This window comes from Hafnia alvei, assembly GCF_034424155.1.
Taxonomy (GTDB): domain Bacteria; phylum Pseudomonadota; class Gammaproteobacteria; order Enterobacterales; family Enterobacteriaceae; genus Hafnia; species Hafnia alvei.
The window spans coordinates 3,012,611-3,031,634 of record NZ_CP139992.1; the positions used below are offsets into that span (position 1 = coordinate 3,012,611).

Genomic DNA, 19,024 nt, shown 5'->3' on the forward strand with positions numbered 1-19,024 from the left:
TCTTATCTTTTAATAGTTTAAGTTTTGGTAGTGCGAGCCACCGGTACAGGGATGTACCGGTGGAGTTTGGGGCGCCCGGGATGGGCGATACCAAACCGGAGCGGAGATGGCGTCTCGGATAAAAGCGCGCGGGTGTTGGGTGCGGGCGCTGGCGCACCCGACTCGGACGCCTTCACTAAGTTTGCATGTGAATACCGTTGCTGATAGGCGGTCGAAACCTTACACCATAAGTTCATAGATGATCAGCGGTCGAAACCTTACACCGTAAGCTCATAGATGATCAGCGGTCGAAACCTTACATCTATCCAGCATACGAAACCCTACTCCCCCACTAAAGCCCCGCCCACCACATCCTCATTTTAATCCCCCAGCGGCTACTCCATCCACTCGTGCTGCTGACCATATTGCCCTTATCAAGAATCACAAACGTTGGCGTCGCGCCGATGTCCCACTCGGCTCCTAAGCGCCCCAGTTGATCGTTCACAACGGGGAAAGTTAAGCCTTTCGCCGCCATGCCTCGCATCAGGCGCTCATCATCGCCTGAACGAATCGCAATACTTAGCACGTTCACACCGTCCTTATGCAGCTCTTCAACCATCGGCGAAGTCAGCTTGCATACGCCACACCACGTCGCCCAAAAGTAAATCAGCAGCGGTTTTTCAGCGCTAAGCGCGGCTAAGGAAACCGTTTGACCATTCACTAACGTGATATCAGGCAGATGCGATATCTCCGGCGGCTGCGGTTTGCGCCATTGATCCATTCCCCATGAGAATGCCGCTAAAACCACGATAAAAATGGCCAGCTCCCTCGCCCATTTTTTTAGCCGCATCATGAGGATGCCCGCGCTAATTCAGCTTTAACCACCTGTTCCAGATCGTCATAGCTAATCGCTCCAGGGATCATTTGCTGGCCAATCAGCGTTGCTGGCGTACCTTGTACCCCCATCACATCAGCCAAACGCAGGCTGCTACGAACTTCATCTAAGGTCTTATCATCGATTTTCAGGCCAGCGTTATCCGTGGATTTTAACGCGCTCGCGATGCTGCTGTCGGTGTGATAGCCCTTTTTAGACATCAGCCGCTGATGTAGCGCTGCAAAACGTGCGGGATTTTGCTGCCACAGCGTCAGAGCATATTGCGCAGAGCTTTGCGATGTTTCGCCTTTGAAAGGTAAGAGTTTGATCACAACAGCAACGTCGGGATATTTTTTAACGATCTTCTCAAGCTGTGGATCAAACTGTTTGCAGTAAGGGCAGTTATAGTCGGTGAAAGAAACCAGCGTAAGTTTGGCGTTTTTAGCCCCGATGCGTGGGCTGGCAGCGTCGTTAAACAGTGCATCACGGTTCTGCTCAATCACCTTACCCAACTGGGCACCGGCCTGTTCTGCACTCTGCTGCTGCCATGCGGTTACCGCCTCTTCCAAGATCTGCGGATTATTCACTAAGGTTTCACGAATTAATTCACGCACCTGATTCTGTTGTTCAGTTGTTAACGGTGCGGCCGTCACGGTGAAACTCACGGCGGCCATCGCGAATAACGCACTCTGAAGTAGCGTGGTCATTTTAGTTTTCATGTTGGTTTTCATATTAGTTTTCATGACATTATTCCTTCGCATTCGACAGCGTTTTAAGTAGGGTTTGACGATCGAGCAGTGGGGAAAGCACCTCACCGTTTGGCAGGCTTGGGCCATAAATTTGATTAAACGGCACCGCGACCGCGCCGCGTTGTTTGAGGAATTGATTAATCGCAGGTGCTGGCGTCGTCCAGTCACCTCGTAGAGCCACAACATCCGGCTCACTCAGCGCTTTCTGTACATCATCGCGTAGCAATACGTTGTATTTATTGGCTTTGCAGGTGACACACCAGTCTGCCGTAACATCAACAAACACCCTCTTGTTTTGGCTTAACGCCTGTGAAATGGCCTCTTCTGTCAAAGGCTGCCACTGCACACGGTCGCTCATCGGCGTACGCCAATGCTCGGCGGTTAACGCGCCCGCTGCGAGCGTCGCGCCGCTCAGTAAGAGCAATATTGCTGCCCAGATCAGCAACTGCCGACGTCCGTAATGAATTCCCGTGAGGATCAGCAAAGCCACCAGCAGCACCGCCCCCAGAGACCACGCAATCAGCGTTCCAACATGCGCAGTCAACAGGCTAATCAGCCATAGGCTTGAGGCCAGCATCATCATTCCCAGCACGATGCGTAAGCGGTTCATCCATTGTCCCGGCTTCGGCAACATCTTTGCGGCGATCGGGAAAGCGGCAATCAGCAGCCATGGCAAACTCATACCAATACCCAAAGCCGTAAACACTAGCCAGAGATCGGTCATCGGTGCCGCCAGCGCAAACGCCAGCGCCGTGCCTAAGAATGGCGCAGAGCAAGGCGTTGCTAATAAGGTGGCGAAAACGCCCTGCCAGAAATGGCTGCTGTTACCGTTGCCTCCGGCTGTTGCTATGCGCGTGGTGGTATTGCTGCCTAAGCGAATGGAAAAGAAGCCAAGCAAGTTGGCACTAAATAATGCCGTGACCACCACCATCAACCCAATAAACCACGGACTTTGGAATTGGATCCCCCACCCCACCGCTTTTTGGCTTAACCTCAGCGCCGTCATCACGCCGGCTAACGCCCAAAATGACACGAGAATACCGGCAGCCGAGGCCATAAATTGGCGGCGAACGACCCGGCTTTCGCGATTCTCTAACTGTAAAACCGATCCAAGTTTCATGGCTAAAACAGGTAGAACACAAGGCATCAGGTTAAGAATCAGCCCACCCAGCAAGGCGAATAGGATTGCCGTTGAGAGCGCTAAGGAGGGAGTCACTGGAGCGGGTAGTTGATTATCAACGGTGAGAATAGCCTGCTGCGCAATACCCGCATCGCTGAAGACCATACTCAATTTTTGCCCGTGAAGATCGGGCGCATTCCCCTCCCAACCGTCGGTTACGCGTACCGTGGCAACAACACGGCTACCGTCAATTTGGATTTTGGGCTTGGCAAAATCAGCGCCGTCTGGCACATCAAAGAAAATTTCGGGCTTTTGCCATCCCTCTTCTCTTTCGGCACTCACACGCAGTTCACCACTGTGATAACCGGCCTTAACGTGATTGACCATGCCCTCCGTCAACGGCAGCGTTCCCTGAGCGCGTATAAATGCATGCTCAAACTCTGGAGGTGTCACCTGCGTGAGATCCAGATCAAAAGGGAAATCGCTTAATACACAGACGTTACTGCAGGTAGAAAGTGTCAGCACACCTTGAAGCCGTTGGGCAGATGCTGGGACATTTACTGTGATAGGAAATACGGTATCGCCGTGATATCCCTGAGTTGAAATACCCGAAACGTCAAAGCGCTGCGGCGTTGGCCATCCCCAGTGCATACTTTCGATTGGCGTTTGCCATTTGATTTCAGGCGCAATACCGCCCTCGCCCGGTGAACGCCAATAGGTTTTCCAACCGTCGTTAAGTTTCACATCAAGCAAAAGGCGAACCATACCGTTTTCAGGCTGGTTTGAGCTAATGCGCACCTGCGCATGATCGTTTTGTGGATTCTGCAACCATCCACTATCGGCCGCCCAAGAGATAGGCAACCAGAGGCACAGGCTGAACGCCAGCGCCCTAAAAAATAGGAACATAGATTTTCTCCAAAAATAATTTTGCTACGTTAACAAACCGTCACGTAGAAAGTTATTCTCGGAAGACACACAGCCGGAGATGTACCCGCAAGCGGGGTAAAGACACAGCCCGTAGAGGGGGAATGAGCAATCGCAGCTGCCGCGTAGGCTCAAGCAATAAAGCCACGAACAGCAACAGCGCAAAAAATAGGTGTTCAATCGCCATGCTATTAGCCGCAAGCAACGACTTAGCACTTAGCTCACAGGGAGAAATAGGGCTTTCTTGGCTATCACCGTTCTGTGATTCGCCCGTAATTTGAGTCGCAGTAACATCAGTGGGAAGGTATTTACTGAGCATGTGCATACCGGCCATGCGCTGAGTTGTACACGTCAGTACAACCAGACAAGCCAATATTAGGAACCACTTAGCCACACGCTGCCGTTCAACCATAAACTGTTTAAATTTTTCGCCACCAATGATAAGTACGTCTTATCTTACCTAGCAAGCGAGGATAAACAACCTATTAGCGGTAACTTTACGTTTGTCTACTTTATACTGCTGGAGAAACGCCCGTTCTGCGTCAAACTTGCATTTTTATCTATGCTAGAGGATCGTAACCCTGTCAGTTACTCGCCAGATTTAGGATTTTGTTGTGTATCAGTCTGCTGAAAATATCTGGGCACGCCTACAGCGCTCCCCTTTTCGCATGAAGTTTCATCTCAACGCCAAAGACAGTGCCTACCTACAACAAAAAGGCACCGCGGTGATTTTGTCCCATGCTTATGATTTTATAGATGCCCGTTTAGCGCCCGCGTTCCCTGAAAACGATGGCAAGCAGACCCCGATGCGCGGACATCCAGTGTTCGTGGCGCAGCACGCTACGGCAACCTGCTGCCGTGGATGTTTAGAAAAATGGCATCGCATTCCACAGGGAAAAGCGTTAAACGAAGAAGAAAAACAGTACGTTGTGAATTTTATCGCGCACTGGATTGAGAGTGAAACCAGCGGCCACCCTTAGCGATTTTCCTTTCTATTTACCTTTTTATTTTCCTTTCAATGTACAGGTTGTACATGCCGTTACGTACCGACACCAAACACTTACGGAAAGTTGACATCCATCCTCCTATTATTCATTCACCGGCTCCACCGAGGGGCTTACGAAAAACAAATTCTTGAGGAATGGAAAATGAAAAAAGTTTTAGCTCTGGTTGTTGCTGCTACTATGGGTCTGTCTTCTGTTGCTTTCGCTGCTGAAACAACCGCTGCTCCAGCTGCTCCGGCTGCGTCTTCAACGACCGCTGCCGCACCTGCTGCCAAAGCAACTAGCACCACTCACCACAAAAAAGCGAAGCACCACAAAAAAGCAACCACCGAGCAAAAAGCTCAGGCCGCTAAAAAAACCAAACACGCTAAAAAAGCAGCGCCGGTAGCTCAGAAAGCTCAGGCTGCTAAAAAAGCTCAGCACCACAAAAAAGCAGCACCAGTAGCCCAGAAAGCTCAGGCTGCTAAAAAAGCTCAGCATCACAAAAAAGCAGCACCAGTAGCTCAGAAAGCTCAGGCTGCTAAAAAAGCTCAGCATCACAAAAAAGCAGCACCAGCTACTGCTGCAGCACCAAAAGCATAAGTCTCAACGCTTAGATATCAGTAAGGCCGCAGATAACTCTGCGGCCTTACTTTTTAAACTCTCCGCTTAAAAACCACAATTGCCGAGCCGTATCACCATATAACGCCACTGACAACCTTCAATCCAAACGCTTCATCCAGACTCTCACCTCATATCAAGAATAAAATTCTTTAGTGCTCTATGCGCTAATCTTTCGCTCTATTTAATTTAGCTAAGAATATACTTATTTATTCTTATTCCATATCTTGATTATGGGTATTGATAATAGATAGAATGCCGGAAAATAATTAATAGATATCACTCAAAAGTAATAACGTTCGTTATTTTAATTTTTTCAAAATTAAAAACCATTAATCACAGGGATGTCAGAATGATCATTTTAACCAGCTTATTACTTAAGTTATTTTTTAAGCAGCTAACCTTGCGTAGCGCCGCCTACGTTGCGGCTCATATTGTGATTTTGGTTTTTGTCTTCGAAAACTTAATTTTTATTGATATATGATATTTATATATTCAAAAATAAAATCCATTTAAAAAACGCATATTTTATTCTCAAGCAAAATACTGCGTGCATGAGTAATTTAGAATCTCATAGTAAATTAGCGCCTATTTTATTATCATTCTGTTACGCATGAGATTCACTTAATTCTCTGCTGAATAAGTTTTGATAAAACTAAAATCATCTATCCCAATCAGTATTCTGTAGCACAACCCGATAGCCATCGAGATCGGTAAACGTTTTACCATGTTGATCCCAATATGGGTTATATGAAACCACCACAAGAAATCCAGCCAACTCCATTTTTGTGCAGGCTGCTCGCCATTCGGCTTCATCAGGAATATAGAACACCAGCAGATTATCCGCCGTTGGTGCATCTGGAACCGTAGTCCCCCGGTGGTGCGTAAACTCAAGGTGGTAGGCATGATGGGGATGCCCCACGATCACGCCGTCAAATCCCTGATGATCGTTAAAATGGCCCAGCACGTCGAAATCGAGTCCTTTGCAGTACATCTGTGCGATAAGATCTAGGCGGTTTGTTGGCCTTGCTATACGTAAGCGATTATTTTTATGTGTCATTATTTCACTCCATGCCTCATGTCATAAGCATAGGCGATCATTCTCTACCTCGCTGGCTGAACGCTTGCCGCGCTCTTTTGCTACGATAGTTTGTCGGCCTAGCGACACATCTGACATGATTTGTAAGGATTATTTCATTTTTTGCGGGCGAATCGCATTGCATCCACCTGTTATGATCTATGCTTGTAAAAGATTCACTAAAAGGATGACATAAAATGAAAAAAATTCTTTCGATGCTCTGTATCGGCGCAGCGGTTTTAATGGTTGCCGGTTGTTCCAGCGATTATGTGATGTCGACGAAATCCGGGGAGATGATCGTCACGCAGGGGAAACCGAAAATTGATAAAGACACAGGGATGACAAGCTACGTCGATCAGGATGGTGTCAATCGCCAGATCAATACCAATGACGTTGCGCAGATGATTGAAAAAGAATAAATCAAAGCCGCTAAAAACAAAAAACCCGCATTTTGCGGGTTTTTTTTATGCCATCGGTAAACGAATTACTTCTGGAATTTCTTCATGACCAGCGTGGCGTTAGTCCCACCGAAGCCAAAGCTGTTAGACATCACGGTATTCAGATCGCGCTGAGTTGGCTCAGTTACGATGTTCATCCCCTGAGCCTGCTCATCCAGCTCTTCAATGTTGATGCTTGGCGCCACAAAACCGTGTTCCAACATCAGCAAGGTGTAGATAGCTTCGTGAACACCAGCGGCACCCAGAGCATGACCTGTCATGGCTTTGGTTGAAGAAATCGCTGGGGTGTTGTCGCCGAAGACTTCACGGATCGCACCCAGTTCTTTCACGTCGCCCACCGGTGTAGAAGTACCGTGTACGTTCAGGTAATCCACTGGTGCATCCAGATCTTTCATTGCCATACGCATGCAGCGTGCAGCGCCTTCGCCTGATGGAGCAACCATATCGTAGCCGTCTGAAGTTGCGCCGTAGCCAACGATTTCAGCATAGATATGTGCGCCACGTGCCAGAGCGTGTTCCAGTTCTTCAACAACCACGATACCGCCGCCGCCAGAGATAACGAAACCGTCACGTTTGGTGTCATAAGTACGTGATGCTTTATCTGGGGTTTCATTGTACTGAGTTGACAACGCGCCCATCGCATCAAATTCACAAGCCAGTTCCCAGCACAGCTCTTCGCCGCCGCCAGCAAACACAACGTCTTGCTTACCTAGTTGAATCATCTCTACCGCGTTACCGATACAGTGAGCGGAAGTCGCACACGCAGAGCTGATGGAATAGTTAACGCCACGGATTTTGAACGGTGTTGCCAAGCAAGCAGACACGCCAGAACCCATTGCTTTGGTCACCATGTATGGGCCAACGCCACGCAGGCCGCGTGAACGCATGCCGTCAGCGCCTGCAACCTGATTGCGTGGAGAACCACCGCCGGAACCGACGATCAGGCCAGTACGGTCGTTAGAAACCATATCATCGGCTAAACCAGAATCTTTGATCGCTTCCTGCATGGAGAGGTAAGCGTAAATAGATGCATCACTCATGAAGCGCATCACTTTACGGTCAATCATGCCGGTGGTATCCAGCTTGATGTTGCCCCATACGTGGCTACGCATACCGGCCTCTTTAAGTTCAGGCGCGAAGGTGATACCCGAACGCCCTTCTTTCAGAGACGCCAGAACCTCCTGCTGGTTGTTACCGATGCTGGAAACAACGCCCAAGCCAGTAATTACTGCACGTTTCATGTCTTAACCTCTTACACAGATATTGTTCATTCGGGATTTTGAGACGCACTTTAGCGTACACTTGTACGCCGAGCAAGTCCGATCAGATGTGGTTGAACCAGATGGAGGCATATTTGCCGTCCCTGTCAGAGACCGTTAAAATCCCTTTATATCTGTATTTAGAGTAAAAACCCGTGAGCAATTCAATTATTCAGAATGCAAAATTAAGCTGGAATGAACAGGGAACACCGGTTTCGCAACAGTTTGATGATGTTTATTTTTCCAATCAGGACGGGCTTTCAGAAACTCGTTACGTATTCTTACAGGGTAATCATCTAGCAGAACGCTGGCTGCAAGCACAAGAGCGTACTTTCACCGTGGCGGAAACGGGGTTTGGCACCGGTCTTAACTTTTTAACCCTGTGGCAAGCCTTTGATGCCTTTGAACAACAGCATCCTGACAGCACATTTAAGCACCTTCATTATGTCAGCTTCGAAAAATATCCATTACTGGCTGACGATCTTGCCGCTGCTCACGCTCGCTGGCCTGAATTAAAACATTTCAGTGAACAACTGTGCGCTGTTTGGCCTGCTGCACTGCCTGGTTGTCACCGCGTATTTTTAGCCAATGGTCGGATCACCCTTGATTTATGGTTTGGCGACGTCAATGAGCTTATTCACGTTTTGCCTCACAGCCTTAATGAACAGATCGATGCTTGGTTTCTAGACGGTTTTGCCCCATCAAAAAACCCAGATATGTGGACGCCTGAGCTGTTTGACACCATGGTCAAGCTGGCAAAAAAAGACGGCACCTTTGCCACCTTCACCGCAGCAGGCTTTGTGCGTCGCGGTTTACAGGAGGCGGGCTTTGATGTGCAGCGCGTTAAAGGCTTTGGCCAAAAGCGTGAAATGCTGACCGGGATCCGTGCAGAGAGGGTTTCTGCCTCTTCGCCAGCGCCGTGGTTTGATCGCCCTAAAGCCCAAAACACCCACGATATAGCCCTCGTGGGTGGAGGGATCGCCTCCGCGCTAACGGCCTTATCGTTACTCAAACGCGGCAGCCATGTCACGCTATACTGCGCCGATCCTAAACCGGCGCTTGGTGCATCGGGCAATCGTCAAGGAGCCCTCTATCCGCTGCTTAACGGGCGCAATAATCCGTTAGAACGCTTTTTCATTAGCGCCTTCGCCTTTGCGCGTCGCCAATATGATGAATTGCTAAGCTGTGGTCTTAGGTTTGATCACCAATGGTGCGGCGTTAGCCAACTGGGCTGGGATGAAAAAAGCAGCGATAAAATCACACAAATATTAGCCACTGACTGGCCGCAGTGGCTGGCTAAAAAAGGCGACGCGATCACGCTCACACAGCTTGCAGGATTGGACATTCCTCATGATGGCGTAACCTACGCTGCCGGTGGCTGGCTTTGTCCTTCACAGCTCACCCAAGCCGTGATTGATTTAGCTCAGTCACAGGGATTAGTCACTCATTTTAACGCCGAGCTCACGGAACTGACCCACGATGACAAAGGCTGGCGACTGGCTTTCAGCAATGGTGAGAGCAAACAGCACGGCTGTGTGGTTTTGGCTAACGGACATCGCTTAAATCATTTCACGCAAACTGAGGCGCTACCGCTTTCGGCGGTGCGCGGTCAGGTGAGTCATATTCCGACTAATGCGGTTTTAGGCCAACTCAAACAGGTTCTGTGTTACGACGGCTATCTCACGCCGGTTAACCCTGCCAATCAGCATCACTGCATTGGTGCCAGCTATCAGCGTAATCAAACCGATCTGGGTTTCTCTGCAGCCGATCAACAAGAAAATCGCGACCGCCTATTAAAATGTCTTCCTCAGGTTGAATGGCCAAACGAAGTCGATATCAACGGCAATGAAGCACGCGTTGGCGTGCGCTGCGCCATTCGCGATCACATGCCGATGGTCGGTGCCGTGCCGAACTACGCCACAACGCTTGCGCACTATCAGGATCTAATGGCGCAAAAATCCACGCCTGAAACCGTTGTTTCAGCACCGGTTTATCCCGATTTATTTATGATTGGTGGGCTAGGCTCGCGTGGCTTATGCAGCGCTCCGTTATGTGCTGAAGTGCTCGCGGCGCAAATTTATGGCGAAGCGATACCTCTGGAACAAGAGGTATTGGACGCATTGAATCCGAACAGAATGTGGGTACGGAAGTTATTGAAGGGAAAAGCGGTTTAATTAGATATGCGTCGGTAATGACCCCCTCCCAACCTCCCCCTTTGTCAGGGGGAGGAGCCGATCAGGTTTCAACTTGCACCGAACAGCCCTTCCTTGCACAAAGAGGGTTAAGAGAGAGTATGCAGAAGCTTAACCAGAAAGCTTAACCAGAAACCTTAGCAAACAGCGATTCCCACATATTGTTCACCAGAATCTGGTCTGGTGGCGAAAGCTCACCGGCTTTAATGGCTTTATCCAGGCTGTGCTGAACCGCGTCATTGAGCGCCGCTGGCGTATGTTCGCCTTGAGCTTCCAATTCAGCCACTGCCAACGTTAAATGCCCACGCAGATAGCCTCCGGCAAATAATTCGTCATCGCTGGCGTGTTCAACCATGTCATCAATCAGCGCCAGAATGCGGGTTTCAAAATCTGCGATCATCGTGGGTCCTCGGGATTATTATAAATCTTCCGGATAGGGGAACCTATCAGCGGTTAGCGTTGGCGTATTGTAAAACGATTGTAACGCTTGAATAAAGCGCGCTGGACGCTCTGGAATGCCGTTTTCTAAATACCAGAGAACCTGTTCACGCACTTTTCGCTGGAACGCGATACGATCGGGATCGAAATCCCCCTCAAGATTGTCGCAACTGACGTTAAACGGATAACCTGCCGCTTCGCAGAATAACCAGTCAAACGCCTGCGGTTTAATCTCTACCACTTCAAATTCACACTGGGTTTTGGCATCGCGACCGTCTGGACAATACCAATAACCATAATCAACCTGCTGACGACGCGCTTCGCCGGCAATACACCAGTGAGAAATTTCATGCAGGGCGCTGGCGTAAAAGCCATGAGCAAATACGATGCGGTGAAAAGGTGATGTTTCATCCGCGGGCAGATAGATCGGCTCATCGTCACCGGCTACAAGCTGTGTTTGATAGTCGTCACTGAAGGTCTGATTGAACAGATCGATTAATTGCTGAAAATGGTGAGTTTGAGACATGATGGCCGTCGACAAAAAAATCATTAAAAAGCGGCATCGTTGTAACGATACCGCTAACCCATACCCAAGATAATTGGAGTTGCATCAAGGCGGCAAAGGAGCGAATCCCGATGCGCTTACTCAAGTAAGTGATTCGGGTGAGTGAGTGCAGCCAACGCTGATGCAGCTTCAAATATGACGGGTATGAGGAAATTATCTCACGCTCACCGCGAAGGCGCACTATCAATAGCGTTAATGCGCAAATAAAGTGTGGTTATTTAGAACCAATGACCGAGCCATTGCATAATTTCTGGCCCATGGTTGTCATACATCAGCTTGCAGGTCATCGCCAACGACACAAACACGATCATCGGCCTTATCAGCTTTTGCCCTTTACTCAGCACCATTTTTGCGCCGGTTCTAGCGCCAATCACCTGCCCCACCAGCATAACCAAACCAATCGACCAAATCACTTTACCGCCGATGATAAAAAACATCAGCGCGGCCACGTTGGAAGTAAAATTCAAAACCTTGGCATGCGCCGTTGATTTGGCGAGATTAAATCCGCATAGCGTGACATAGGCTAACGCATAGAACGAACCCGCACCAGGGCCAAAAAAGCCGTCATAAAAGCCCACGCAGCCGCCAGCCACGATAGCAAACGGGATATACGATAACCGGCGCAGACGATCGGATTCACCTAATCGCGGCGTGAGCAGGAAATAGACACCAATTCCCGCCACCAACAGCGGCAGCATTTGGCGGAGAATATCAGCCCGAATATTCTGCACCAGAATCGAGCCGATCATTGACCCCACAAAGGTCAACGCAATCACCAGTTTCTGGTCGTTTAAATCAACGGCTTTACGGCGGATAAAATACAGGCTGGCAGAAAACGAGCCGCCCACCGATTGCAGCTTATTGGTTGCTAACGCCTGCGCTGGCGGCACGCCCACGGCTAACAGCGCGGGAACGGTTAATAGCCCACCGCCTCCAGCAATGGAATCGATAAATCCCGCCAGCATCGCGACAAAAAAGAGTATCCCTAATAGTTCAGGACTTACCGGTAGCCCACTGATTAAATCCATCATCTTTCACCCATATTTCTTGCCAAACATTTGTTCGTTGTTCACGCTGAATCTAGCAGCATGAATTCTTATTATTTAGCGCACCGGTGACGCCGAGTAAGCAGCGCGAAATGGGTGCTGTATTGTGATTCGCCGCACACCTTACGCTGTACGTAACAAAAAATAAACATCACAACCAGCAATGTTCAACTTTCCCTCGCCAATCTTCATTATCATTTTTCATAACCATTTTATTAGCGCTCATTTACCTATGCGTTTTGCGCATTGCGGCTAAGCAATCGGCATTTATCCTTTTAAGTTCAGATTGATAGTGTGTGAAGCAAGTAAACGATCAGTGAGGTTGAATATATGCAACACACAATAGGTATTCTCGGTGGAATGGGCCCCGCCGCCACGGCAGATATGCTGAGTAAATTCGTGCATTTTCGGCATGTAGGGCAAGATCAGCAGCATATTCCGATTATTGCCTGCTCGATCCCGGATATTCCCGACCGCAGCGCGTGTCTGCTTTCCGGTGGTCCTTCACCCTATGATTATCTTGAACGCTATCTGCATATGCTCGAGGGCGCAGGCGCTGAGTGCATCGTCATTCCCTGCAACACCGCGCATTACTGGTTTGAACGCCTTCAGCACAGCGCACATGTCGAGATGATTAATATTCTGGATGCCACATTGGCCGAACTGCCTCAACACAGCCAAACCGTAGGATTGCTAGCAACCGACGCCACGCTGGCTACCGGGCTTTACCAACGCAAACTGGTGCAGCAGGGGAAAACGTTATTCGTTCCTGAAGGGAAACATCAGCGCGCGGTGATGCAGGCGATCTATGCCTACAAGGCAGGCGATCTTTTGCTGTCTCAAACATTGTTATTCCCGCAGATTGAGGCGTTGATTGAACGCGGCGTAGATACGCTGATTATGGGCTGTACGGAAATCCCGCTGATTATCAACACCGAGGTAGCCCGATTTAACTGTACCTTTATTGACTCAACCGCCGCACTGGTGAGGGCAGCGATCCGTTGGTACGAAGAAAAAAATGGGGAAACGGTTTCCGCTGAACGCCCTGAATTACTCGGTGTGGAATAGTTTTTTCAGATCGCGCCAAAAGCTTTCCGCCGTCATGCTCATACGCGTATCCATCCGGTACGCGTAAGCATAAATAGGAATAGTGAGCGCCTCTTCGTCCAAACGTATCAACGTTCCCTGCGCCAACTCAGGTGAAATCAAACAATCTGGCAGCCATGCCACCCCAGAGCCATCTAGCGCAACCTGCTTTAATAGCTCGCTCATCGATGAAACAAATACGGTCCGAAAATTTAGATGCGTATTTTTGGCCAACATTCGATTGACCAAACGTCCCATGTACGACGTTTGGCTGTAATTTAGCAGTGGAAAATCGTGCTGTTCCAACGAGTAGAGCGGCTGTCCTAGCGCATCACAGGCGCAAACCGGAAACAGTTGGGCTTCGAATAAGCGAATATGTGCGAAAGGTGCCTGTAATAAATACTCGTCGTGATAGGAAAATATAAAGTCGCTTTTCCCTTCACGCAGCGTGTTAACCGCGCTATCCACATCTATCGCTTCAACGGCGTAGGCAAACCGGCTCGGCATTTGTTTCACAATGGAGGGGAGCAGTCCTAAGGATAATGAATGCGCAGCCGCTATTTTGATTTTGTGCTCAATAAAATCGCTGCCGCCGCGTAGCTCGGTGAGGTTGCTTTCAAGCTGCTGTAATAAATTTCGTACCTGTGAGTGAAATACCTTACCGGGTTCTGTCAGCTGTAGGGGGGAGACTTCTCGGTTGAATAGCTCGACGCCTGCGGCCTGTTCTAAGGAGCGAATTCGACGGCTGAAAGCGGGCTGCGACAGATTGCGCTTTACTGCGGCCTGAGAAAAATTGCGGCACTCTTCCAAGGTTAAAAAATCATACAGCCATTTCGTTTCAATATTGTGCACAATGCTCATCTCAATTCCTGTTGTCGCACCGAGTCTCTTCCCAAACATACTATTAGCATGAGGATCGGCGCGACAACAGACAAACCGTTATTCGAAGGTTCCTTTCACACAGGCTTTGCCCTCTTGCACCATCAGACGCCCGTGGGCATAAACCTGATGAATTGCCAGCGCCGGTGTTAACACCACGAAATCAGCGTCTTTACCCATCGCAATTTCACCTTTGCTTTCCAACCCAAGGAATTTTGCCACGCTGCGGGTAAAGGGAACTAACGCATCAGCAAGCGGCATATTTTGAACTTGAACCAATGCCACCAGCGTTTCTAACAGGCTCTCAAAGCCCGCCACACCAATACCGGTGAGGTTGCCTTGTGCATCAAAGACGGGCTGGCTGCCATTACCGTCAGAACTCACAGAGAGCAAATCCAGCGCGACGTCTGAGTCTACGGCTCGCTTCACCGCCTGTGACGGCGTGACAGGGCCTGGGATCCCACTGGTGATATCGATATGCCCGCCTTTTAGTGCAAACTCGATGGCTGCATCAAACAGGGTTTCACTGCGATTAACGTGGGTCGGCAACAGCTTGCTCATAGGTACATCGCTGTTTTCCAGAATGGCGTAGAGCGGCGCTAATCCTTTTTTGCTGCTTCCCATATGAAATACGCTGATGCCCGCTTTGTTACCCAGTAATCCACCCACCCGTGACTGAGCCGCCATGTTCGCTAATGCGGCGTCATGCGGCGCTGAAGAACGGTGATCGGATACCGCGCACTTCACGCCGATAACGCGGTCAATCAAAGCCACGTCGCGCTCAATGCTGCCGGTGATCGTCGGTGACGGAATGCTGTAGGCCCCCGTCAACATATAGGCGGTGATCCCCTCTTCGTTCAGCGCACGTGTTTTTGCTAATAATGACTCAGGATGTCGCGTTACCGAATCTGTGCCGAGCAGGCCAATGGCCGTTGTCACGCCCGCCTCAACCAGCTTTGATAAACGCACCTCCGGCGTGCGCGTGGCAGGCCCTGCTTCACCGCCGCCGCCGATGAAATGAATATGCTGATCGATAAATCCGGGACAAAGTATCAAGCCGTTTAGATCGACAATTTTACAGTCGGGCAAAACATCGCTCGGGATCTGCGGAGCAACGGCTAAAATCTTGCCATATGCCAGTAACACATCCTGCACACCCAATGACTGAGGTGCATAAACCTGAGCCCCACGTAACAACATAAATCCTGCGGAAGTTAAGTCCATTTCCGGATCCTCGTTATCTCACAATCAGTTGCATAACCCAGATCGACAGCAGTGAATTAATCACGCAAATGCCGATAATGTGGGGATAATATTTGGCGTTAACTTCAGCCGTACCGAGGCAACGCCCGACGTTTTGTACCGGATTTCCCATCAAATAGATGGCGGGTAATAATACCGTGACATCATGTCCACTGAGCGTTGCCGCCGTCACTAAACTGGCGGCAACGCCAACCGCACCGCCCATGCTCAGCAACGACGCTAGCAAAACCGTCGCCGCCTCTCCGGGCAATCCCCATAGCGCCATTATCGGCTGACAAACGTCGCCCACTAAAGTGAGCAATCCGGTAATTTTCAATGCTTGAATAATAACGAATGCCATCACCACGTTAGGCAATAAATTCGTTGTTGCGATGGTAAAGCCACGCCGAGCGCCATCAATAAACATATCCATCACATTTTTACGTACTTGAGCCGTCATGGTTTTATTCCTTATTTTTGACTACGCGCTGCTCAGCCACATTGATATATATTCGCAGAATGTTCGCACCAACAAATTTAAATAATAAAATAACGCCAAGTGGAACAATTACCGACGTTCCTAAAAAGGCAAATACGGCGACGCCTGATGAAAAATAGTTAGTAATAATGGCGCTTCCGCTGGTTTGGTAGGCGGCAAAAATAACTTTTTCCTGCTCGGTGATTTCACCATCCTGTGCCAGTTCTTTGGTCATCCCTGCTGCTGCATCGGTATTTTGTAGGTTGGCAATCAGCGCCAGCGAACAAATTCCGGGGATACCCAGCAAAGGACGTAATATGGGTGTCATCAGCTGCTGGGCAGCGCGCAGACCGCCGAGCCCATCGGTAACGGCAATAATTCCCAGCGATAAAATCACCGACGGTGCCAACTCAAGCGCAAACAGAAAACCATCTTTAGCGCCCGTCCCATTTACACCTCGGAATGTTAATGCTGTCTTGGCACTATCACCGTTTACATGCCCGAAGGAACCATTGAGAACGGTAAAATCAAAAACTCGCCACCAGCCATCGCTGCCGGAAAATACACCAGAAAAGAAAATAATGGTGAGAAAAAATGAAAGGTAGCCTACCCACGTGACTTTTATTTTCTGGCTGGGTATTGCCAGTTCTGCTTCTTGGTTTGCCATATATTCCCTGCCCTGTGTTTGCAAATATATCCCGCCATACTTGAAATTACCGTTTTGATGCAATGTCAATTATTTGGGATATAGATTAATAATGTTTATGAAAATCTATTCTGCACTTCTCCGAGCGCTTAATAATTTAAATAGCATGGCCAGATGATCGATTTCGAACATAGCATGTGATGAATAACGTGGGAAAATGCAAGAATGGTTTTTGCTATGCAAAAAACGCATAACAAGGGGGATAGCGATAAAAAAACGCCCCATAATAGGAGCGTTTTTATTTCACTGAATTAACCCGCAAAGTGGTTATCCAGCAATGCCTGACACGATGGTGGCAACGGTGGTGGCGTAGATGGCCTTGATGGTTTACTGCCCGGAGGCGGTGGCTGGAACCAGCTTGCCAATTCCGCCCCACAGCCATCACCGGCCGGTGGTGGTGTTTGGTCTTCGCACTCCAGACTATTTGCCGGACAACGCAAACGCACATGCATATGCGCGCGATGCGCAAACCAAGGTCGCACCTTGCGCAACCAATCACGGTCGCTGCCTGCGGTGTCACACAGTTTTTGTTTAATCGCTGGATTAACAAAGATGCGCGTCACTTCGTTATCTTTGGCCGCCAGCTTAATCAGTTCACCGGTCTCAGGACGCCACTGTGATGGGATCACGTTGCGGCCATTCACCGCCACTAAATCAATCGGCGTTGGCTTCAAAAGCTGTTGCTGGCTCCAGCGCTGTTTAGGCAGCTGTAGCCAAATATCAACGTCTAGGCCAGATTGGTGGCTCGCATGGCCGCCGTTGAAACGCCCACCGGCAGGCATCGCCATATCCCCAATCAGCAGCGTCCCCATTTGGCGTTGATTCACTTCTCCCGCCAAACGGTTAATAAACGCTAATAAATCTGGATGGCCATAGTAGCGGTGCTGATCAGGACGCATCACCTGATAATCATTGGCCTGTAGCGGCAACGGGTTCGCTCCTACGATACAACCATTGGCGAAACCACCAATCGCCTGCGCCGCTCCCGGCACGGGCTGAGTAATTTGCTGCCACGGCGTGAGCGCCATCGCTTGTGCGCTGACGGCTAGCGCAAACAAACCCGCCATGTAATGCTTCATTCTTTGCATAAAAGACAACCCATCATCAAAATGAGCCCAAGGCCATTTAGAAACGAGGAACGTTAGAAATTACGTCCCCACACTGCGCACGTTGACGCAGCAAATGATCCATCAGCACGATCGCCATCATCGCTTCCGCAATCGGCACCGCACGGATCCCAACGCACGGATCGTGACGCCCACGCGTCACCATTTCAACGGCTTCGCCTTGGCGATTGATCGTTCTGCCCGGCACCATGATGCTAGACGTCGGCTTTAAGGCTAAGTGCGCAACAATATCCTGTCCGCTACTAATGCCGCCCAAAATGCCGCCAGCGTGGTTGCTTTGAAAACCTTCCGGCGTAATTTCATCGCGATTTTCACTGCCGCGCTTATTCACAACCGCGAAACCATCACCAATTTCAACGCCTTTAACCGCATTGATGCTCATCAGCGCATGGGCTAAATCCGCATCTAAACGATCGAACACCGGTTCGCCTAAACCCACGGGAACTTGTTCAGCAACCACGGTCACTTTAGCCCCGATGGAGTCGCCCTCTTTTTTCAGCGCGCGCATCAGTTCGTCTAAATTTTCGAGCTGAGAAGGATCGGGACAAAAGAACGGGTTTTGTTCTACCTGTTCCCAATCTTTGATTTCACAGGTGATATCACCCATCTGAGTCAAGCATCCACGGATCTGAACGCCGTATTTTTCTTTTAAGTATTTTTTGGCAATCGCGCCTGCAGCAACGCGCATCGCAGTTTCACGCGCAGAAGAACGGCCGCCACCGCGGTAATCGCGCGTACCGTATTTTTGTTCGTAGGTGTAATCCGCATGGCCAGGACGGAATAGATCTTTAATAGCGCCGTAATCTTGCGAACGCTGGTCGGTATTTTCAATCATTAGCCCAATGCTGGTGCCGGTGGTAATACCTTCAAACACCCCAGAAAGAATACGCACCTGATCGGGTTCACGGCGCTGCGTGGTATAGCGCGAAGTCCCCGGACGGCGGCGATCTAAATCGTGCTGGAGATCGGCTTCGGTCAAAGGAATGCCCGGTGGCACGCCGTCAACGATACAACCTAATGCGATACCATGTGATTCACCGAACGTGGTGACACGGAAAAATTGCCCAATGCTATTGCCTGCCATGCGCGGCTCCTTAGCGTTGTTTTCTGACTTGCAGATGAATGTTGTGTTTTAGTGTCATGAATCGCGCAGGGTCGCTCTGCCTCTCCTTTTCAATAAGAAGAGGCGCATACCTGCGCGATTTGCACGCGTAACCTGT

Annotated in this window: 20 protein-coding genes; 5 read left to right on the forward strand and 15 right to left on the reverse strand. The window is 49.6% G+C overall.

Annotated features, from left to right (window positions below):
• Nucleotides 1–331 precede the first annotated feature (331 nt).
• From U0008_RS14040 to U0008_RS14055, 4 genes are read right to left on the reverse strand one after another with little or no spacing between them, the layout of a single operon-like run.
• Nucleotides 332–832: a protein disulfide oxidoreductase gene (locus U0008_RS14040; protein ID WP_043494226.1), complete on the reverse strand. Its 501-nt coding sequence runs from the start codon at nucleotides 830–832 to the stop codon at nucleotides 332–334.
• Entirely contained in the window at nucleotides 829–1,560 is a 732-nt protein-coding gene (locus tag U0008_RS14045; protein ID WP_226930212.1) for a DsbA family protein, read from the reverse strand. Before U0008_RS14045 ends, U0008_RS14040 begins: the two co-directional genes overlap by 4 nt.
• A gap of 40 nt (nucleotides 1,561–1,600) precedes the next feature.
• Nucleotides 1,601–3,628 carry a protein-disulfide reductase DsbD family protein gene (locus tag U0008_RS14050; protein WP_043494228.1) on the reverse strand — a complete coding sequence of 676 codons (2,028 nt, stop codon included), beginning with the start codon at nucleotides 3,626–3,628 and terminating at the stop codon, nucleotides 1,601–1,603.
• 52 nt (nucleotides 3,629–3,680) lie between these two features.
• A complete protein-coding gene (locus U0008_RS14055; protein WP_046360212.1) occupies nucleotides 3,681–4,058 on the reverse strand; it encodes a hypothetical protein in 378 nt (125 codons plus the stop codon).
• A gap of 202 nt (nucleotides 4,059–4,260) precedes the next feature.
• Here U0008_RS14055 and U0008_RS14060 point away from each other — a divergent pair, with 202 nt between their 5' ends.
• Nucleotides 4,261–4,626, forward strand: a complete 366-nt coding sequence (locus U0008_RS14060) for a DUF4186 domain-containing protein (RefSeq protein WP_043494230.1) — start codon at nucleotides 4,261–4,263, stop codon at nucleotides 4,624–4,626.
• A gap of 168 nt (nucleotides 4,627–4,794) precedes the next feature.
• Nucleotides 4,795–5,232 carry an acid resistance repetitive basic protein Asr gene (asr, locus tag U0008_RS14065; protein ID WP_040046397.1) on the forward strand — a complete coding sequence of 146 codons (438 nt, stop codon included), beginning with the start codon at nucleotides 4,795–4,797 and terminating at the stop codon, nucleotides 5,230–5,232.
• Nucleotides 5,233–5,911: 679 nt separating this feature from the next.
• Here the strand turns inward: asr and U0008_RS14070 are convergent.
• Entirely contained in the window at nucleotides 5,912–6,310 is a 399-nt protein-coding gene (locus U0008_RS14070; RefSeq protein WP_043494235.1) for a VOC family protein, read from the reverse strand.
• A 215-nt stretch (nucleotides 6,311–6,525) separates the two neighbouring features.
• Here U0008_RS14070 and U0008_RS14075 point away from each other — a divergent pair, with 215 nt between their 5' ends.
• A complete protein-coding gene (locus U0008_RS14075) occupies nucleotides 6,526–6,747 on the forward strand; it encodes a YgdI/YgdR family lipoprotein (protein ID WP_025797788.1) in 222 nt (73 codons plus the stop codon).
• A gap of 65 nt (nucleotides 6,748–6,812) precedes the next feature.
• Here the strand turns inward: U0008_RS14075 and fabB are convergent, their stop codons facing one another.
• Nucleotides 6,813–8,027, reverse strand: a complete 1,215-nt coding sequence (gene fabB / locus U0008_RS14080) for a beta-ketoacyl-ACP synthase I (protein WP_025797786.1) — start codon at nucleotides 8,025–8,027, stop codon at nucleotides 6,813–6,815.
• 173 nt (nucleotides 8,028–8,200) lie between these two features.
• Between fabB and mnmC the strand changes: the two genes are divergently transcribed.
• A complete protein-coding gene (mnmC, locus tag U0008_RS14085) occupies nucleotides 8,201–10,219 on the forward strand; it encodes a bifunctional tRNA (5-methylaminomethyl-2-thiouridine)(34)-methyltransferase MnmC2/FAD-dependent 5-carboxymethylaminomethyl-2-thiouridine(34) oxidoreductase MnmC1 (RefSeq protein ID WP_043494237.1) in 2,019 nt (672 codons plus the stop codon).
• 142 nt (nucleotides 10,220–10,361) lie between these two features.
• On the opposite strand, the gene U0008_RS14090 is transcribed toward mnmC, so the two are convergent.
• From U0008_RS14090 to U0008_RS14100, 3 genes are all read right to left on the reverse strand, one after another.
• Nucleotides 10,362–10,637 (reverse strand): YfcL family protein, encoded by a 276-nt coding sequence (locus U0008_RS14090; protein WP_043494240.1) that lies wholly within the window; start codon nucleotides 10,635–10,637, stop codon nucleotides 10,362–10,364.
• Nucleotides 10,638–10,655: 18 nt separating this feature from the next.
• The gene (locus U0008_RS14095) at nucleotides 10,656–11,201 is read right to left on the reverse strand and encodes an elongation factor P hydroxylase (RefSeq protein WP_025797781.1); all 546 of its coding nucleotides are present in this window, start codon (nucleotides 11,199–11,201) and stop codon (nucleotides 10,656–10,658) included.
• Nucleotides 11,202–11,458: 257 nt separating this feature from the next.
• The gene (locus tag U0008_RS14100) at nucleotides 11,459–12,271 is read right to left on the reverse strand and encodes a sulfite exporter TauE/SafE family protein (protein WP_043494243.1); all 813 of its coding nucleotides are present in this window, start codon (nucleotides 12,269–12,271) and stop codon (nucleotides 11,459–11,461) included.
• A 345-nt stretch (nucleotides 12,272–12,616) separates the two neighbouring features.
• On the opposite strand from U0008_RS14100, the gene cuyB reads away from it, so the two are divergent.
• Nucleotides 12,617–13,354 carry a cysteate racemase gene (gene cuyB, locus U0008_RS14105; protein ID WP_043494245.1) on the forward strand — a complete coding sequence of 246 codons (738 nt, stop codon included), beginning with the start codon at nucleotides 12,617–12,619 and terminating at the stop codon, nucleotides 13,352–13,354.
• Here the strand turns inward: cuyB and hypT are convergent.
• The 6 genes from hypT to aroC form a co-directional block, all read right to left on the reverse strand.
• Nucleotides 13,337–14,233, reverse strand: a complete 897-nt coding sequence (gene hypT / locus U0008_RS14110; protein ID WP_043494248.1) for a hypochlorite stress DNA-binding transcriptional regulator HypT — start codon at nucleotides 14,231–14,233, stop codon at nucleotides 13,337–13,339. The two genes, cuyB and hypT, sit on opposite strands and share 18 nt — an antisense overlap.
• A gap of 78 nt (nucleotides 14,234–14,311) precedes the next feature.
• The gene (iadA, locus tag U0008_RS14115; protein WP_043494251.1) at nucleotides 14,312–15,475 is read right to left on the reverse strand and encodes a beta-aspartyl-peptidase; all 1,164 of its coding nucleotides are present in this window, start codon (nucleotides 15,473–15,475) and stop codon (nucleotides 14,312–14,314) included.
• A 13-nt stretch (nucleotides 15,476–15,488) separates the two neighbouring features.
• Nucleotides 15,489–15,953 carry a YjiG family protein gene (locus U0008_RS14120; RefSeq protein WP_043494253.1) on the reverse strand — a complete coding sequence of 155 codons (465 nt, stop codon included), beginning with the start codon at nucleotides 15,951–15,953 and terminating at the stop codon, nucleotides 15,489–15,491.
• Nucleotides 15,954–15,957: 4 nt separating this feature from the next.
• Nucleotides 15,958–16,638 (reverse strand): nucleoside recognition domain-containing protein, encoded by a 681-nt coding sequence (locus tag U0008_RS14125; protein ID WP_025797770.1) that lies wholly within the window; start codon nucleotides 16,636–16,638, stop codon nucleotides 15,958–15,960.
• Between the two features lie 290 nt (nucleotides 16,639–16,928).
• Complete coding sequence (gene mepA / locus U0008_RS14130) at nucleotides 16,929–17,756, reverse strand: penicillin-insensitive murein endopeptidase (RefSeq protein WP_043494287.1); 828 nt, start codon at nucleotides 17,754–17,756, stop codon at nucleotides 16,929–16,931.
• A gap of 46 nt (nucleotides 17,757–17,802) precedes the next feature.
• A complete protein-coding gene (gene aroC / locus U0008_RS14135) occupies nucleotides 17,803–18,888 on the reverse strand; it encodes a chorismate synthase (RefSeq protein ID WP_025797766.1) in 1,086 nt (361 codons plus the stop codon).
• Nucleotides 18,889–19,024 lie beyond the last annotated feature (136 nt).

Bases quoted from the DNA above. Each gene is read 5' to 3' on its own strand.
- U0008_RS14040 (WP_043494226.1), bottom strand. From the start codon at position 832: ATGATGCGGCTAAAAAAATGGGCGAGGGAGCTGGCCATTTTTATCGTG.
- U0008_RS14045 (WP_226930212.1), bottom strand. From the start codon at position 1,560: ATGACCACGCTACTTCAGAGTGCGTTATTCGCGATGGCCGCCGTGAGT.
- U0008_RS14050 (WP_043494228.1), bottom strand. From the start codon at position 3,628: ATGTTCCTATTTTTTAGGGCGCTGGCGTTCAGCCTGTGCCTCTGGTTG.
- U0008_RS14055 (WP_046360212.1), bottom strand. From the start codon at position 4,058: ATGGTTGAACGGCAGCGTGTGGCTAAGTGGTTCCTAATATTGGCTTGT.
- asr (WP_040046397.1), top strand. From the start codon at position 4,795: ATGAAAAAAGTTTTAGCTCTGGTTGTTGCTGCTACTATGGGTCTGTCT.
- U0008_RS14070 (WP_043494235.1), bottom strand. From the start codon at position 6,310: ATGACACATAAAAATAATCGCTTACGTATAGCAAGGCCAACAAACCGC.
- U0008_RS14075 (WP_025797788.1), top strand. From the start codon at position 6,526: ATGAAAAAAATTCTTTCGATGCTCTGTATCGGCGCAGCGGTTTTAATG.
- fabB (WP_025797786.1), bottom strand. From the start codon at position 8,027: ATGAAACGTGCAGTAATTACTGGCTTGGGCGTTGTTTCCAGCATCGGT.
- U0008_RS14090 (WP_043494240.1), bottom strand. From the start codon at position 10,637: ATGATCGCAGATTTTGAAACCCGCATTCTGGCGCTGATTGATGACATG.
- U0008_RS14095 (WP_025797781.1), bottom strand. From the start codon at position 11,201: ATGTCTCAAACTCACCATTTTCAGCAATTAATCGATCTGTTCAATCAG.
- U0008_RS14100 (WP_043494243.1), bottom strand. From the start codon at position 12,271: ATGATGGATTTAATCAGTGGGCTACCGGTAAGTCCTGAACTATTAGGG.
- cuyB (WP_043494245.1), top strand. From the start codon at position 12,617: ATGCAACACACAATAGGTATTCTCGGTGGAATGGGCCCCGCCGCCACG.
- hypT (WP_043494248.1), bottom strand. From the start codon at position 14,233: ATGAGCATTGTGCACAATATTGAAACGAAATGGCTGTATGATTTTTTA.
- iadA (WP_043494251.1), bottom strand. From the start codon at position 15,475: ATGGACTTAACTTCCGCAGGATTTATGTTGTTACGTGGGGCTCAGGTT.
- U0008_RS14120 (WP_043494253.1), bottom strand. From the start codon at position 15,953: ATGACGGCTCAAGTACGTAAAAATGTGATGGATATGTTTATTGATGGC.
- U0008_RS14125 (WP_025797770.1), bottom strand. From the start codon at position 16,638: ATGGCAAACCAAGAAGCAGAACTGGCAATACCCAGCCAGAAAATAAAA.
- mepA (WP_043494287.1), bottom strand. From the start codon at position 17,756: ATGAAGCATTACATGGCGGGTTTGTTTGCGCTAGCCGTCAGCGCACAA.
- aroC (WP_025797766.1), bottom strand. From the start codon at position 18,888: ATGGCAGGCAATAGCATTGGGCAATTTTTCCGTGTCACCACGTTCGGT.